Raw genomic sequence first — 16,315 nt, 5'->3', positions numbered from 1 at the left:
TTCGCATAACCCTGTCAATTAGTTTAGCGCTAAGATATAGTGACCGGAGTCCACCGAGAAAGCGAGCCTCCATGTCCCTCACCGAAGTCACCGCCCACCACCCCTACAGCCCGGCCGTGGTCGCAGGCGGACTCGCGTTCGTCTCCGGCGCCCTCTCCGTCGATGCCGAGGGCACCGCCGTCTCGGGCCGCACCGAGGCGCTCGACGCCGCCGTCGACCGCATGGTCGATCGCCTCGCCACCGTCGGCGGACAGCTGCAGGACGTCGTAAAGCTCACCTACTACGTCACCGACCTGTCGCTGCGCGAGGAGGCGAACCGCCAGTTCGAGCGCATCTTCGACGAGCCGCGCCCCGCGCGCACGTTCCTCGAGGTGAGCAGCCTCCCCTACGGCGCCGTCGCCGAGATCGACGCCGTCGCGGCGATTGCGGGCCGCTGACGGCACCGACGTCCGGCCGCGCCGCGGGTCCCCGTTCCGAGAAATCGGCGGGGACCCGCGGCGCGTCGTCGTCACCTATGCTCATTTCGATATCTTGGTACTAAACAGATGAGACCCTCGAGGATTCAGGAGGTGCGCCCGGTGACGCAACGCCCCGTTCCAGATCGCGATGCCGTCGACGACATCGTCGACCAGTGGGCCCACCAGTGGCCGGACCTGGATGTGAGTCCGCTGAAAGTGCTGGGCCGCCTGCATCGTTCATATCTGCGCTACCAGTCGTCGTTGGCCGCGGTGTTCGAGGAGCACGGCATCAACATGGCGTCGTTCGATGTCATGGCCGCGCTCCGGCGTTCGGGTCCGCCGTACCGGATGACGTCGGGACAGCTGGCGGAGTCCGCCCTCGTCACCACGGGTGGGGTGACGCTGCGCGTCGACCGCCTGGAGAAGGCGGGACTCGTGCAGCGGGAGCGGGACGCGGAGGACCGTCGCATCGTCCACGCGCAACTCACCGACGAGGGCTTGCGGGTGATCAACAAGGTTGCGGAGGCCCACTTCGCCAACGAGTCCCAGATCCTCAGTGGGATGTCGAAGGACGATCAGGCGTCACTGGCGGGACTGCTCCGCAAGCTCGAGCACTCGATCGTCGAGAACCAGGCCCCCACCGCCTGAGCCGAAGCTCAGCTGGCCGCGCGGGCGGTCAGATCGGCGACCTCACCGAATCCGATGAACCGTTCGGAGGCCGCCGTCATCTCCACGATGAACCGCCGTTGTTCGTCGGGCGACGCACCGATCAGGCGCGCCGCACCCGCCCACTGCGCCTCGGACAGTTTCCGGGCGAGTTGGGCGGGTTCGGCGCACGGCGTCGCGATGCCGGCCTGATTGAGTCGTTCGATGAACCGGATGTACCGGCCGAGGATCCGGTTGTGCGCCGCCTCGAGTTGTTCACCGATCACGGGGTCGACGGCCGCGCGGTCCTCGATCATCGTGAACAGGCGGCCGCTGCTGTAGACGGTCTCGATGAACGCGGCGGTGGCGGCGCGCAGGACGCTGCGCGGGTCCGCGTCCGGCGGAACGGGGATGCGCTGCGCCTCGACGAACGTGTCGAACACTTCCGCGGCGACGGCACGGAAGGCGTCGTCGCGGGACGCGAACCGGGCGCGGAATTCGGCCTCGGACACTCCGGCGGCGGCGGCGATGACCGCCTCGGTGGTGCGCTCGTATCCCAGTTCGGCGAAGCACCGCCCCGCCGCCTCGACCAACGCGAGCCGACCTCGATCGTCACCGTTCGTAAGCACCGCACGCGCCTCCTCGCACCCCGGCCGGCGCCCGACGTGTCGGCCGTCACACATTCTTAGTTGACATTTCATTCAAGTCAACCCGCGCGACGTTACGCCTCCTGAAGCGACTTCGCCTGGGCCTCGGCCTGCGCCCGGTAGAGCCTGCGGAGCCGGATGACGCCGAGGTCGTGCTGGTACAGGTTCTCCGCCTGGTCGGCGTCGAATGCCATCGCCTCGAGCATGGTGCGGTCCTGCTCGAGCACCACCCAGTGCCGCTCCTCGAGCTTCGTGCGGTACAAGAAACGCCAGACGTCGCGTTCCCAGCCCTCGACCCGGCGGTAGCGCCAGAAGAACACCGCGGTGGTCTCGGCGTCGATCGGGGTCCCCATGCCGACGATGCCGAACGACCCACCCGGGCCCGCGGTCGGCGGGTACGGGATCTCGAGGTCCACCCAGTCGATGCCGGTCCGGCAGAATTCGACCCAGTCGAAGTTCACACCCCGCTGATCGGTCTTCTCGAAGAAGAATCCACGGTCGGTCTCGCGGATACGGAATTTCGCGGACGTCTCCCCGCCGAACATCGAATGCGATTCGCGGTGCAGGAACGCCCCGTGCATCGGGTCGAGCAGGTTCTCGAGCGTGAACCGCCACGGCGCCTTCCACTCCGCGTAGCAGAGGAAGTGCGAGATGCCCTCGTCGGTGAGGCGCTCGGGCAGTTCGAGGGGTGCGGGTTCGGCGTCGGGGTCGGTGCCGAACCAGGCGAGCACGGCGCCGGCCACTTCCCGCACCGGGAGGCTGGTCACCAGCCGCTTGCCTTCGAGGTTGCACCCGGGCATTCCGGGGACGGAGACGACGGTGCCGCCGCCGTCCACCTGCACCCCGTGGTACTGGCAGGCGACGCGGTCGCCGAGGTGCTGCCCCTGCGACAGCGGGGCGCCGCGGTGCGGGCAGCGGTCGGCGAGCATGCGAAGGGTGCCGTCGGACTGACGGAACAGCAGCCAGTCCTCGCCGAGGCGGCGGATCTTCTTCATGTCGCCGCGCGCGACGAAGTCGGACGGGCACACCGCGTGCCACTGGTCGCGCATCCCGGTCGCGAAGATCTCGTCGCCGGTCAGTGCCGCCTTGCGCAGTCGGTTCACCATGTCAGGCCCCCATCCGTCGGATCTCGTCCGTGAAAGTGTCGGTGGTCCAGGCTTCGCCGCCGGGACTGTGGATGCCGAGGGCGTTCAGCCCCTTCACCAGGCCTTCCAGGTGGTGCACCCCGGTGCCGAAGACCTCTTCGATCGCACCGGCCAGTTTCCGTTCGTACGGGGTGGGCGCCGCGCCGGACTGGCGTGGTTGCAGATACAGGCTCATGGTTCTTCCCTTCTAGAGATCCAGCACGAGCTCGTCGGAGCGGGCGCGGGAAACGCAGATCATGATGGTGGTGCCGGACTCCTGCTCGGAGCTGGAGAGCAGGGAGTCGCGGTGGTCGGGAGTGCCGGCGAGGACGCGGGTTTCGCACGTCCCGCAGATGCCTTCGCGGCAGGAGCTGGGGACGTCGATGCCGGATTCCTCGAGGGTGTCGAGGATGGTCCGGTCGGGCGCGACGGTGGCCGAGATACCGGATCGTTCGCAGATCACGCGGACGGGACGGTCGCCGGCGAGGGTGTCGGCGGGGACCTCCTTGGCCTTGAACCGTTCGAGCCGGATCGCGCCGTCCGGCCAGGAGCCGGCGAACCCCTCGACCGCGCCGAGCAGACCCTCGGGTCCGCACGCGTAGACGAGGGTCTCCTCGCGGGCGGCGCCGAGGACGGCGGGGAGGTCGAGGATGCCGTCGGCCTCCTCGGTGACGACGTGGACGCGGTCGCCGTACGCGGACAGCTCGTCCAGGAACGCCATCGACGTGCGGGCGCGGCCGCCGTAATGCAGTTCCCATTCGGCGCCCATGCGTTCGGCCTCGCCGATCATCGCGAGGATCGGCGTGATGCCGATGCCGCCGGCGATGAACACGTAGCGCGGCGACGGCAGCAGCTCGAAGTTGTTGCGGGGTGCGCTCACCGACAGGCTGTCGCCGGGCCGCAGCGTCTCGTGGACGTGCCGGGAACCGCCGCGGCCGGTCACCTCGTGAAGGATCGCGACGCGGTATCCGGTCTTGTCGTCGGGGTCTCCGCAGAGGGAGTACTGACGGACGGTGCCGCGGTTCAGGTGCAGGTCCAGGTGGGCGCCGGGCGTCCACCGGTCGACGGCGCCACCGTCCTGCCGTTCGAGGCGGAGCGAGACGACGCCCGAGGACTCGACCCGCATCTGACGCACCATCATGGGGACGGTGTCCGCGTCTGTTGTCATCGCTCACTCCCAAGCTCGACCCGAAGGCGTAGTTCCTTAGTGCTCAATAATTTAGCACTAAGATGTATTCTGCGCCACAGTCGGAGCCGGAAATCCTCGAGCGCCCTCCTTGACCACCTGCTCGTGACCGGTGGTCTCCCGGATCGAGCCTTGCAGCGATAACCTGATAGGACGTTTTCGTAAGGTGAGCGCCGTGTCGCATTGTCCAAGGTGTCGCGCATCGGGTGAATCGTCGTAGCCGATGGACGACGCCGATCCGTACCGGACGCAGCGCGCGGTGAGCACTCCAGTCGCAGCCGAACTAGAAGCCGCCGGGCTCGAAGACGCCCAGGAAATCGGCCACGGAGGCTTCGGCGTCGTCTACCGCTGCGTGCAGACCGATCTGGACCGAACGGTGGCCGTGAAAGTCCTCACCGCCATCCTGGACGAGGAGAACCGGGCACGGTTCTTCCGGGAACAACAGGCAATGGGCCGGCTGACCGGTCACCCGAACATCGTCCCCGTCCTCCAGGTCGGTGTCACCGCCACCGGTCGCCCATACATCGTGATGCCCTATCACCCGCAGGACTCCTTGCAAGCGCGGATCCGCGACCACGGTCCCCTACCGGTGGGCGACGTTCTGCGGCTCGGAGTAAAGCTGGCCGGCGCGGTGGAAACCGCGCACACTCTCGGCATCCTGCATCGCGACGTGAAGCCGGCGAACATCTTGCTCTCCGACTACGGTGAACCCGCGCTGGCCGACTTCGGTATCGCACATGTCTCCGGCGGATTCGAGACGGCCACCGGCACGGTGACCGGGTCGCCGGCATTTACCGCGCCCGAGGTGCTCGCGGGCGATCCGCCGACCGACAGTGCGGATATCTACGGCCTCGGGGCCACGCTGTTCTGCGCTCTCACCGGCCACGCCGCGTTCGAACGGCGTAGCGATGAGCAACTGGTGGCCCAGTTCCTGAGGATCACGACACAGCCGGTGCCGAATCTTCGTGAGCAGGGAATCCCCGACAGGGTGGCGCACACGATCGAGCGGGCGATGTCGGCGAATCCGCACGACCGCCCGTCCGCCGTCCAGCTCGGCGACGACCTCCGTGCGATCCAGCTGCACGAGGGGTTCGCCGTCGACGACATGGCCTTGCACGGCGACGCGAGGTCCTCGCCGCGGAAACTGCCAATCCCTGTCCTGCAGCGCCTGACGACGGCCCACACCGTAGGGGACGCCAAGACGAACATTCGCCTGGAACTGACCAGCTTCGTCGGCCGCCGAAACGAGGTAACCGAAGTCAAGAACTTGTTGTCGAGGTCCCGGTTGGTGACACTCACCGGGATCGGCGGCGTCGGCAAAACCCGTCTCGCGCTGCGGGTCGCAACCACCACGCGCCGAGATTACGCAGACGGAGTGTGGCTTGTGGAGCTGGGCGAGCTGCGCGACGAATTGTTACTCGTCGACATGGTCGCCGCCTCCCTCGGGTTGGGCGATCACTCGGCCAGGCCACTGATCGAGGTGCTGACGGAGTTTCTGATGTCGCGAGAACTCCTTCTGTTGCTCGACAACTGCGAGCACATCGTCGCTGGGGTGGCCGGTCTGGCCGAGACGCTGCTGCAGACATGTCCGGGATTGCGGATTCTCGCCACCAGCCGCGAGTCCCTCGACATCGGCGGGGAATCCACGCTGCGGGTTCCTCCGCTCGGTGTCCCCGACCCCGACCGAGCACCCTCCCTGCATGGGCTGCCCAGCTACGACGCGGTGACCTTGTTCGCCGAGCGCGCAGCCGCAGCGGTGCCCGGATTCGAGCTCACCGAGGACAACGCCCGCGCAGTGGCCGGGATCTGCCATCGGCTGGACGGATTGCCGCTGCCGATCGAATTGGCGGCGACACGGTTGCGGGCAATGTCGCCCGAGCAGATCCTTGCCCGGCTGACCGACCGTTACAGGCTGCTGACTCGCGGTAGCCGAGGCGCACCGTCGCGTCAGCAGACCCTTCGACTGTGTATCGATTGGAGCTACGAGCTGTGCACTCCGCAGGAGCAACAGCTGTGGTCCCGGCTGTCGGTGTTCGCCGGTAGCTGTGAACTCGATGCGGTGGAACAGGTCTGTGGTACGGGACCGGCATCGTCGGAGCTGCTCGATGTCCTGAGCTCCCTGGTGGACAAATCAGTCGTGATCCGGATGGAATCCGGATCGGCCGTGTGCTTTCGACTGCTCGAGACGCTGCGCGAGTACGGTCGTGAAAAGCTCGGCACCACCGGGGAATCTGCGGAACTGCGTCGACGGCACCGGGACTGGTATCAGCAGTTGACCGCCGAGGCGGAAGCCGAGTGGATCAGCTCCCGCCAACTGGAATGGATCGCACGCCTCGAGCGAGAACAAGCCAATCTGCGGGAGGCAATGGAGTTCTGCGTGTCCGACAGTCCCGACCTCGGACTGCGCATCGGGGCCAGCCTGCTTCCCTTCTGGCTGTCTCGCAGCTTGCTCAGCGAGGGGCGGTACTGGTTGGGGCGCGTCCTTGCCGGCCTCCCGGCGGAGTCGACCGTGGACCGAATCAAGGCGTTGTACGCGGGCAGCGTCCTGGCCGAATTGCAGGGCGACCTCTCCGCGGGGGCAGCGCTGGTGGAGGAGGGCAGCAGGCTGGCCGAGCAGACGACCGACGCGATGAGCCACGCGTACATCGCGTACGCGGACGGCCTCCTTGCCCTCTTCAGCGGTGATCCAGTGCGCGCCTGTTCGCGGCTCGACAGCGCTCGCGCCTTCTTCGGCAACCGGGACGACGCTTCACACGTGGGGGTTCTGCACCGGCTGGGGATGGCCCACGAACAACTCGGTCACTCCCGGCGGGCAATGGACTGTTACGAACAGATCCTCGCGATCACGCGGGCGCAGGGTGAATCGATGTATCAGTCGTTTGCGCTGTGGGCCATGGGCGACGGGGTGTGGCGCCACGGTGATACCGAGCAAGCAGTTCAGCTGCTCGAGCAGTCGCTGGAGCTGACCCGGCAGGTGAACACCCCGCGCACCGCGGTCGCGTGCCTCGAGACACTGGGCTCGATCGCCGCCGATACGGGCGACGCCAAACGCGCGGTCGTCCTGATGGCCGCCGCCGACGAGCTCGGGCGCACCGCGGGCAGCCCCACCGTGGGTTTCCCCCATCTTCTCGTCGCCCGTGAAGAGTCCGAGCAGAGTGCCTATCAGGCGCTCGGTAAGAGCTCCGTCGAATCGGCGCGTCGCGAGGGACGGCGCCTTGGCTTTCACGCCGCCATCGCCTATGCCCTCGGCGAGAGACTCCCGGACGCGACGGGGGATTCGTTGGTGAAACTGACCAAACGTGAACGGCAGGTCGCCGAGCTGATCGCCGAGGGCCTGACCAACAGGGCGATCGCCGCACGACTGGTGATATCGCCTCGCACCGCGCAAGGCCACGTGGAGCATGTACTGACCAAACTCGGTTTCACCTCCCGCGCGCAGATCGCCGCCTGGATCGTCGAACAGGGTCGGCAACCATGACACATGCGGGCCGGTGGCCCTCTATTCCACTGCGCCCGTGGACATGTGCAGTAGAGGGAACGACACGAGGCGGGAATGAGCGCTGCTGGGCGACCGGCGATCTGGTCGCCCAGCACGCCGCACCGAGTGTCAGGCCGGGCGGTCGCCGCTGAGGGTGACGCGGTGCATGCGCCGGTAGTGCGGGTGATAGTCGCCGACCGCGTAGTGTTGTGTCGACCGGTTGTCCCAGATCACCAGGGAGTTCGGTTCCCACCGGAATCGGACCTGATACTCCGGGGTCTTGGCGAGGCCGGTGAGCATGTTTCGTAGCGAGTCGCTCAGCTGCGGCGGAACCCCGGAGATGCGTGAGGTGAACAACTCGTTCACGTAGACGAGTCGGCGACCGGTTTCCGGATGCTTGCGCACGACGGGGTGCGTCATCGGAGGATACTTCCGGCGTGTCTCCTCGTACCGCGCTTCCCCGTCATCCCCTTGGCGGACAACACCGGTCAGTTCCTTTTCCCAATCGTGCACGGCTTCGAGCCCGTCGATGAGATTCTTCATCGTCTCCGGTAACGCGTCATACGCGGCCGTCATGCTGGACCACAGGGTGTCACCGCCGCACGGCGGGATGTCCTGGGCGTGAAGGCAGGTCGCGGAATTCGGGGTCGCCTGCCACGTCAGATCGGAGTGCCAGACGTCGGTTCCGGCTGCGCGACCGCGAGATTCGAGCACCTCGATGAACGGGTTCCCCGGAAGGGAGGGAAAGAATGCACTTACTTCCTGGGGGTCGCCGAACACCTTCGCGAATCGGAGCTGATCTTCTGGCCCGAGGTGCTGATCGCGGAGAAACAGGACCTCGTGTTGCAGGAAGGCTGTGCGGAGTTCAGTCTGGCACTGCGGTGTGATCTCGTCGCGAAGATCCAGGCCGTGGATGAACGCCCCGATGGTCGGTGTTGCGCGTTCGAGGGTGAATGTTTCGTAGCGGCATTCGTTGCTGCTCACAGTTTGTCCTTCTTTCAGCGTGTGATCTGCTGCTGGCGTGGGCGCATTCTGCGCCATGGGGGCACCTGCATGCGGGGCATCACTCCGAGTAGGTGGGAGTGCGGAGCCCGCTCGCGTTATCGATGCCGATTCCACTATCGGCTTGCCTGTCTTTTTTCCGGTTCGTCCGTCCGAGCACCAGTACGCAGACGAACGACATTGCTGCGGTGACGAAGACATACAGGGAAATGGAGATGGACGCATGAGTTGCGCTGAGTAGTGTGCCGGCAATGAGAGGCGCGATAGCGCTGCCCAAGAGATTGCCGAGGGTCGTGGCCAACGACAGCCCACTGTAGCGAACTCGTGCGTCGAACGCCTCGGAGAAGTATGCCGGCTGCAGCGCCCAGGGAATGTATACGGCGATGGTCGCGGCGACGTAGCAGGCGGCGATGAAGCCGTACGAGCCCGAGTCGAGCGCCCAGTAGAGCGGGAAGGCGAGAAAACCGATGAGGGCAAGGCCCAGCAGGAAGAGCCGTTGCCGGCCGAACCTGTCGGAGAGCGCACCTGCGATCGGGGTGACCACGAATCCGACCGCGGACGTGACGATCACCAGAATCAGCATGGCGCTTTGACTCAGGCCGCCCGCCTCTTGCGTGTAGACGAAGTTGTACACCGTCAGGAGGTAGAAGAAGATGCCCGGCGACAGGCTGGCGCCGGCGACCAGGAGCACCTGCTTCGGATGTGTGCGAAGAACTTCGATGATCGGCAGGCGCACGACCGCGTGCACATCCTTGACCCGGTCGAACTCCGGACTCTCCGCTACCTGTACCCGGATGATCAGCCCGGTGATCACCAGTACCGCACTGAGTAGGAACGGAACACGCCACCCCCAGGCCATGAAGTGATCATCGGCCATTGCGTCGAGGGGTAGGTACACGGTCATCGCCAGGATCAGTCCGACCGCCACCCCGGCCTGCGGCCAGCTGCCGAAGAAACCACGTCGGCTATTGGGGGAATGCTCCGTCGCCATGAGCGCAGCACCCCCCCATTCGCCGCCGAGCGCGAAGCCTTGCGTCAGTCGGAGCAGCACCAGCAGCACCGGAGCGAAGGCGCCGATGGTGGCATAGGTCGGCAGTAGGCCGATCAGTACGGTGGCGACACCCATGATCAAGATGGTGACGACCATCATCGATTTTCGGCCTACCCTGTCCCCGAAGTGACCGAAGACGATGGCTCCGATCGGGCGGGCGACGAAGCCGGCGGCGAAGGTCGAGAAGGCCAGCAGCGTTCCGATGGCCGGGTCGAAGCTGGGGAAGAAGTGATGGTTGAAGACGAGCACCGCTGCGGTGCTGTAGATGAAGAAGTCGTACCACTCGATGGTTGTGCCGATCAGGCTCGCTAGCGCGACCTTCTTCGGCGAGCCTGCGCCCGCTGGTCGTGCGACTGCACCACCCATATTGTGCCTCCCGGCTATTTGGCGAACATGCGATCACGCGGCGCGTGAACCGCGTGGGGAATCAGGGCGTTCTAGGGAGCCTCTGTTTCTGAATAACGAGCAACGCGATCCAATTACTTAAGTGGTCAAAATCTTAATGCTGAGGATAGTCGGCGCGCAAGGTCTCACTTGTCCAGATTGAGCCCTCAACCTGCTGTTATGCGCAAACCGCGAGACCGCAGAATCCCGGCACCGAGCGAGAGATGCAAAAGAGCAGAAATGGATTCCTCGGCCCGAAACTCCCGCTACAGATTTCGGCGAAATCAGTCGCGCACGGCTCCTACGAATAAGCAGACCGTGTGCACAGTTAACAATTTTTACTTGCGGGCGAAAAGCAAGAGAAATCCACGAGGGATTATTTTGCGGAGCACGCTCAGCGACACTCACCAGCATGCGGCGGGCCCGCCGCAGCGGCCCGGATCGGTGCGGGCCCCGACTATGCGCCACAACGCCCGCCCGCTGTCCACCCGCCCGCGGGACGGCACCTTCCTCACCCCTGGCTGATTGTGTCCACATGCATCGACCTCGACTTCGTGGGCCGGGAGTCCCGGTTGCGCAACTCGCGCTCAACCACTCTGAGTGGCGCACCTCACCGGACCGGGGTTTTGGCCGATATCCAAAATTTTTGCGGCCATAATGTCCAATATGACGTCTCAGGCTGCCGCAGAACTGGACCTTGCAATTATCGGCGCGCTGCAACTCAACCCCCGCGCTGACTGGGCGGACCTGGCAGAGGCACTTCAGTACTCGCCGAAGACACTCGCCCGAAGATGGAAGTTGTTGTCCGAGAGCGGCTCGGCATGGATCGCGGTGGCTCCGGGCCCGACCTTCCTGCAATTCGGATGTGCCGCATGGCTTGCGATCACCTGCAGACCACAGAGTAAGCATGACGTTGTAGAAGCCCTGATTGCCGAACCAGCAGTCGACACGGTATCGAGCACATCCGGGACGTCGGACTTCCATGTGATCGTGTTCGTGTCCAGCATTGCCGACCTCACCCGTCTGCTCACCGACCGCATCGAGGTGATCGAAGGAATCAGGTCGGTGACGACGACGGTCGTGCTCACCAACTACACAGAAAGCGCGCGGTGGCGCGTCCAGGTGTTAGACCTGGAACAGGCCCATCTTCTCCAATTGCCCCAGGCAGCGCCCACACGCAGGAAAACGATTCCATTCCTGGACGATCTCGATCGTTCTCTGCTCGGCGCTCTGGCGAAAGATGGGCGTCAAGCATGGACCACACTCGGCGAGCAATGCGATGTGACCGGACCGACCGCGCGACGCCGCGTCGAGAGGCTGATCGACGGGGGACGCGTGGCCCTGCGCTGCGAGGGAGCAAACGCACTTGTCGGACCAGTCGTCGAGACGACTTTCATGATCACGACCGCGCCGAACGAGTTGGATACGGTCGGCAACCTGTTGAGCCGAATTCCAAAATGCCGAATTGCGAACGCCACTACCGGAACCTCGACAATCGTCGCCACGATGTGGTTTCAGACGATCAGCGAGATCGCGCCCTTCGCGGCTGCACTCACGCGAGAACTTCCGTCCATCACCATTTCGGACCGGTTCATCAGCCTCCACACCTTCAAGAGGGCAGGACATGTCCTTGATCAGGATGGACGAACCACCGGATTGATCCCACGGGCCATCTTCTAGAGGGAACCGAACAACCCGTAACCAGCCGACACCTGAGCGCTCGGGGGTGACCGGTCATCGATCGGCTTCTCGGAAGAGCAGGTCATCGACATCGACAACCTTGTCGGCGCCCTCCTGCTCGGTGCCAACGACGTCCGGTTGCAATCAGGCGTGCGACAACGGCAGGAGACTGGAAACGCCGCCGATCGAGAGTGCACGGAAGACACGCTCCGGGGTCATCGGCAATTCGGTGAGCTGGGCGCCGACCGCGTCGGCGACGGCCTGAGCGATGGCCGGGGCGATGGGGAGCATGCCGCCCTCCCCCATGCCTTTTGCGCCGAACGGGCCGGCGCCGTGTCCCTGCTCCTGGGTGATCGAAACGAACCGTTCGGGGATGTCCTCCGCGAGCGGGACGCGGTACAGCAGGGCCTCGGCGTTGAGGAGTTCGCCGTTCTCGTACCGCATTTCCTCGAACAGGGCCTGCGCGAGTCCCAGAACGGCGGCGCCTTCGTCCTGCCCGCGGCAGCCGATCTTGTTGATCACCTTGCCCGCGTCACCGCTGACCGCGAGCTGGAGCACCGTCACCTTGCCGGTCTCCGGGTCGACTTCGACCTCCGCTGCAGCCCAACCGATCTCGTAGAAGACGCACCGGGCGGCCAACGGCGCGTCAGCGTCGTTCCGGACCTTGTAGTAGCCGTCCGCCGAGAACTCGAAACCGGTGTGGCCGAAGTACTCCATGATCCGTTCGAAGAGCGGATATACCTCGCCCGCGGGGGTGCGCACCGTCCAGTCGTCCAGCACCGCGGTGGCGGGGTCGAGTGCGAACTGCTCACCGGCCCACTCGAGCACTTGTCTGCGCAGGTTTTCCGCCGCGTTGCGCACGGCTTGCCCCATCACCACGACACCGGATGAGGCGTTGGTCCCCTGATCGAAGGGGGTGTGGTCGGTGTCGATGCGGGTGTACACGACGCGGTCCCGGCTGGTGTGCAGGACGTCGGCCACGATCTGGGACATCGCCGAGTGCCCGCCCTGGCCCATCTCGGTGAGCGCGCAGTTGAGGAAGACGTCGCCATTGGCGGTCACCTTGACCCGCGCCATCGCGGGCTTGTTGCCGCCGCCGCTGTCCTTGAGGCCGACGCACACTCCCATGCCGCGGTTACCACCGCGATCCCTGGTGTGGTAGCCGATGGCGTCCGCGACCAGACGCATTCCTTCGGCGAGGTCCGAGTCGATTCCCGCGTCCCCGGGCACGAACTCTTCACCGAGCTTCTTGAGGTTCTTCAACCGCAGCTCGTACGGGTCCATGCCGAGACGCTGTGCGATGAGGTCGACCTGACGTTCGCCGGCCCACGTGGTCTGTGTGGCGCCGAAGCCGCGCATGGCGCCGGCGGGCACCGTGTTCGTGGTGACGGCCTTGCAGACGGTGTCGATGTGCTGCCAGCGGTACGCGCCCGGCATCCGATAACCGGCCTTCTCCGCCACCGCCGGACTGTGTTCGGCGTAGGCCCCGCTGTCGAGGAGCACCGTCGATGTGCGGGCGACGAACGTGCCGTCCGCCTTCACGCCGGCCTTGACGGTCAGCTTCGCAGCGTGCTGCGACACGGTGAGGAAGCCCTCCTCGGTGCTCATGCAGAATCGCACCGGTCGGCCGCCGCTGAGCTGGGACAGCCGGATGGCGACCGGGTCGGCCTTCGGGCCGTTCTTCGCGCCGAACGCGCCGCCAAGGAGGGCCACGTGTACCCGGATCCGGTTTTCCGGGAGGTTGAACACGTGCCCGAGTTCCTGGCGGAGGTTGAACGGGCTCTGCGTCGCGGTCCAGACCTCGATTTCGTCGTCGGTTGCCTCCGCGACGGTGACGAACGGTTCGAGATGCATGTGGTTCATCCGGGAGAAGCGGAAAGTGTCCTCGAAGATGTGGTCGCACTCGTCCCACACGTCCGGTGAACCGGTGCTGTACCGGAATTCGTAGCTGACGTTGTGGCCACTGCGCAACGACGCCGACGCGCCGTTGCGGTACGGGGGCAGGCCACCGCGTGGCTCGACCGGGTGAATTGTCGGCGACGACGGATCGAGGGCCTGCTCGACGTCGAATACGGCGGGCAGGATCTCGTACTCGACCTCGATGAGGTCCAGTGCTGCCAGTGCGGTGCTCTCGTCAACCGCGGCGACGGCGGCAACGATGTCGCCGACATAGCGGACGGCGTCCGTCGCGACTACCGGCTGGTCCTTGACCATCGTGCCGTAGCACGCCAGGCCGACGGTTTCATTGCGGGTCAGCACCGCAGTGACGCCGTCCAGCGCCCTGGCGGCGCTCGCGTCGATGGACACGAGACGAGCGTGCGCGTGCGGGCTACGCAGCACCTTCGCGTGCAGCATCCCCGGACGCACGATGTCGGTGTTGTAGACCGCTCTGCCTGTCACCTTGGCCGTGGCGTCCGCGCGCGGCAGATCTCGTCCGGTGACTCGCTTGCCCGGTGCGGCGGTCGGCAGCGAGTACACGGTGTACCCGCCGCTCGCGGCGTCGGAGTGGACGTCATGAGTGAAGGACTCGGGTGTCGCAATCACGCGGATTCCCCGTTCGTCTCGCCGGCCAGTTCGGCGGCACGTTCGACCGATTCGAGGATCATCTCGTATCCGGTGCAGCGGCAGGTGTTGGAACTGATCCATTCGCGAATGGTGCCGCGATCGGGTTGGGGGTCCTGGCGCAACAGCCCTGTGGTGAGCATCAACATCCCCGAGGTGCAGAAGCCGCACTGGAAACCCCCGCACTCGGAGAAGGCGCGTTGTTGCGGGGACAGTGTGCCGTCGGGCGCGGCCAACCCCTCGACCGTTTCCACCGAGGCGCCGTCGACGCTGAACGCGAAGGTCGAACAGGAGGCGACCGGCAGATCGTCCACGAGCACGGTGCACGCCCCACAGACCCCACGTTCGCAGGAAGCGCGTACACCCTTGCAGCCGTGATTGTTACGGAGAACGTCGAGCAGAATAGCGTTGGCGTCGACACGCACGATCTGCTTGACGCCGTTCAGAGCGAACTCGATGCAGGTGTCGAGTTCTCCGTCCGCGGCGGTGGATCGGTCGGGATCGCGATCGGGGTACTCGGTCATCTCGTTGTCGTTCCCTTCAATTGCGCACCCGCCGCGATGAGCAGACGGCGCGTCAACACACGCACCAGGTGCCGGCGGTACTCCGCCGAGCCGGTGTAATCGGCACACTCGTTCGGTAACTGCCGGGCAAGCTGCGCACTCAACGCCATCGGATCGATTTCGCCTACGCCGGTGTCGGCCGTGAGTGCGAATCCGTGTCGGTACTCCGATCCCGAGTGCGCGCGCACCCGCAGGGTGCCGTCGGGGTTGCGGCGCACCGCGAGCGCCACCGTCGCCGTCGGACGCATCGACCGCTCATAACCGAACCAGACGAGGTCGTCCGTTCGTATCGTGATGTCGGTCAGCAGACCTCGCTGAGCAGATGCGGTGTCTGCCCACAGCGACGCGACCGGACGGGATGCCGCACCGGCGTCGAAGACAAGCTCCGCATCGAGGGCTCCGAGTAGCAGCGGCATTTCGTAGCGGTATCGCCGCGCCATCAGGTTCCCGCCGACGGTCGCGGTGTAGCGGATCCGAACCGTGGCGATCGACTCCCACGCCGCCGCGAGGTTCGGGATCACCGTGCCGACAATGTCGTCCGTCGCACCGGCGTGATGGGTCACCATCGGACCGATATGGAGTACGCCGGCCTCGTGGCCGATGGCGCGCAGCGCATCGACCTTCTGCAGCGACACCAGCGTTTCCAGGCCGCGGCCCTCACGGATCTGGGCAACAAGATCCGAGCAACCGGCGGCGATGACAGCATCCGGATGTTCGGACAGGATCGCGAGGGCGTCTTCGATAGTGGTCGGACGATGAAGCCGGAACGGAGCCATCGCGAATTGGCTCTGCGCCACCAACCCCGCACCCAGTGCCTGGGTGCGCATCAGCACGCTCCCCGCGCGAATGTGCAACGCGGTTCGGCGTGACCACCGGCGAGGGCGCCCGTGGGGACGGCGAGTCCGGTATCAGTCATTTGTTGCATCACCTTTCGCCCTGCCAGGACGCGACGTTCGCCGGCCGCAGAGAACGTTGAGGACGACACCGAGCGCGGTGAGGACGAAACCCGAACAGACTCCGGTGTAGTCGAACTTACGCCGATTCCGGTCCCGGCGATGATCGCGACGGCCGAGTACCCGCGCGCGGGGAATCCGTCTTTCGCACGGCCCCCTTCCCCGGTCGCGGCGCCACGTGAGTGCAGGGAAGTCACCGTGCCCGCGTCCTCCACAGCCACACCGGCAAAGCCACTCCACTTCATGTGGATCTTTCCCTTCGACGACTACGGCGGGCGCCCCGACCAAGAACCTCAGCGCAAAGTATCTTTGCTATAAGAGAGTTCTACGTTCTCGACGACCCTAGGTCAAGGGCGGGACTCCTTCCGCCGAAAATTCCCCTCTGCACCACCGCGCGCTCGCCGAACCCGGCCGCCGGGGTCGACGCCTACGCCGAGACCACTCTGCCTTTCCAGTCCACACCCCAGGTTCGATGCGTCTACTGTGCCGCCCAAGGCGTTTCGCTGTCCGGCGACCGACTCTCCGCCAAACCAAGACTTATCTTTGCGCAAAACTATTGTACGATCTCGCCACCACCCGCGA

General features: G+C 65.6%; 13 protein-coding genes. 4 read left to right on the top strand and 9 right to left on the bottom strand.

The features are described 5' to 3' along the window. Positions 1–71: 71 nt before the first annotated feature. Together ROP_RS19100 and ROP_RS19095 are read left to right on the top strand one after the other, a co-directional pair. A complete protein-coding gene (locus ROP_RS19100) occupies positions 72–437 on the top strand; it encodes a RidA family protein (protein ID WP_012691053.1) in 366 nt (121 codons plus the stop codon). A 108-nt stretch (positions 438–545) separates the two neighbouring features. Continuing rightward, positions 546–1,106, top strand: coding sequence for a MarR family winged helix-turn-helix transcriptional regulator (locus ROP_RS19095; RefSeq protein WP_193384861.1), 561 nt, complete (start codon positions 546–548; stop codon positions 1,104–1,106). 8 nt (positions 1,107–1,114) lie between these two features. Here ROP_RS19095 and ROP_RS19090 read toward each other — a convergent pair whose 3' ends face one another. The 4 genes from ROP_RS19090 to ROP_RS19075 are packed head-to-tail and all read right to left on the bottom strand — an operon-like array spanning position 1,115 to position 4,042. Continuing rightward, positions 1,115–1,804, bottom strand: coding sequence for a TetR/AcrR family transcriptional regulator (locus tag ROP_RS19090; protein ID WP_012691051.1), 690 nt, complete (start codon positions 1,802–1,804; stop codon positions 1,115–1,117). Between the two features lie 20 nt (positions 1,805–1,824). After that, positions 1,825–2,856, bottom strand: a complete 1,032-nt coding sequence (locus ROP_RS19085; protein ID WP_043824973.1) for an aromatic ring-hydroxylating oxygenase subunit alpha — start codon at positions 2,854–2,856, stop codon at positions 1,825–1,827. Between the two features lies 1 nt (position 2,857). Next, positions 2,858–3,070 carry a recombinase-like helix-turn-helix domain-containing protein gene (locus tag ROP_RS19080; RefSeq protein ID WP_012691049.1) on the bottom strand — a complete coding sequence of 71 codons (213 nt, stop codon included), beginning with the start codon at positions 3,068–3,070 and terminating at the stop codon, positions 2,858–2,860. A gap of 12 nt (positions 3,071–3,082) precedes the next feature. Further along, a complete protein-coding gene (locus ROP_RS19075; RefSeq protein ID WP_012691048.1) occupies positions 3,083–4,042 on the bottom strand; it encodes a PDR/VanB family oxidoreductase in 960 nt (319 codons plus the stop codon). 241 nt (positions 4,043–4,283) lie between these two features. Here ROP_RS19075 and ROP_RS19070 point away from each other — a divergent pair, with 241 nt between their 5' ends. Further along, a complete protein-coding gene (locus ROP_RS19070; RefSeq protein WP_012691047.1) occupies positions 4,284–7,538 on the top strand; it encodes a protein kinase domain-containing protein in 3,255 nt (1,084 codons plus the stop codon). Positions 7,539–7,667: 129 nt separating this feature from the next. Here ROP_RS19070 and ROP_RS19065 read toward each other — a convergent pair whose 3' ends face one another. Together ROP_RS19065 and ROP_RS19060 are read right to left on the bottom strand one after the other, a co-directional pair. Next, positions 7,668–8,522 carry a TauD/TfdA dioxygenase family protein gene (locus tag ROP_RS19065; RefSeq protein ID WP_012691046.1) on the bottom strand — a complete coding sequence of 285 codons (855 nt, stop codon included), beginning with the start codon at positions 8,520–8,522 and terminating at the stop codon, positions 7,668–7,670. Positions 8,523–8,601: 79 nt separating this feature from the next. Then, positions 8,602–9,957, bottom strand: coding sequence for an MFS transporter (locus tag ROP_RS19060; RefSeq protein WP_012691045.1), 1,356 nt, complete (start codon positions 9,955–9,957; stop codon positions 8,602–8,604). 684 nt (positions 9,958–10,641) lie between these two features. On the opposite strand from ROP_RS19060, the gene ROP_RS19055 reads away from it, so the two are divergent. Then, positions 10,642–11,655, top strand: a complete 1,014-nt coding sequence (locus ROP_RS19055) for an Lrp/AsnC family transcriptional regulator (RefSeq protein WP_012691044.1) — start codon at positions 10,642–10,644, stop codon at positions 11,653–11,655. A gap of 144 nt (positions 11,656–11,799) precedes the next feature. Here ROP_RS19055 and ROP_RS19050 read toward each other — a convergent pair whose 3' ends face one another. Genes ROP_RS19050 through ROP_RS19040 form a run of 3 tightly spaced genes read right to left on the bottom strand, consistent with a single transcriptional unit; the run spans position 11,800 to position 15,607 of the window. After that, positions 11,800–14,199, bottom strand: a complete 2,400-nt coding sequence (locus ROP_RS19050) for a xanthine dehydrogenase family protein molybdopterin-binding subunit (protein WP_080512501.1) — start codon at positions 14,197–14,199, stop codon at positions 11,800–11,802. Beyond that, on the bottom strand, positions 14,196–14,741 hold the full coding sequence (locus tag ROP_RS19045; protein WP_012691042.1) for a (2Fe-2S)-binding protein: 546 nt from the start codon (positions 14,739–14,741) through the stop codon (positions 14,196–14,198). Before ROP_RS19045 ends, ROP_RS19050 begins: the two co-directional genes overlap by 4 nt. After that, positions 14,738–15,607 (bottom strand): FAD binding domain-containing protein, encoded by an 870-nt coding sequence (locus tag ROP_RS19040; RefSeq protein ID WP_043826680.1) that lies wholly within the window; start codon positions 15,605–15,607, stop codon positions 14,738–14,740. Before ROP_RS19040 ends, ROP_RS19045 begins: the two co-directional genes overlap by 4 nt. Between the last annotated feature and the right edge of the window lie 708 nt (positions 15,608–16,315).

This window comes from Rhodococcus opacus B4 (assembly GCF_000010805.1).
Taxonomy (GTDB): Bacteria; Actinomycetota; Actinomycetes; order Mycobacteriales; family Mycobacteriaceae; genus Rhodococcus_F; species Rhodococcus_F opacus_C.
This window is presented reverse-complemented; position numbering and strand designations above follow the sequence as displayed.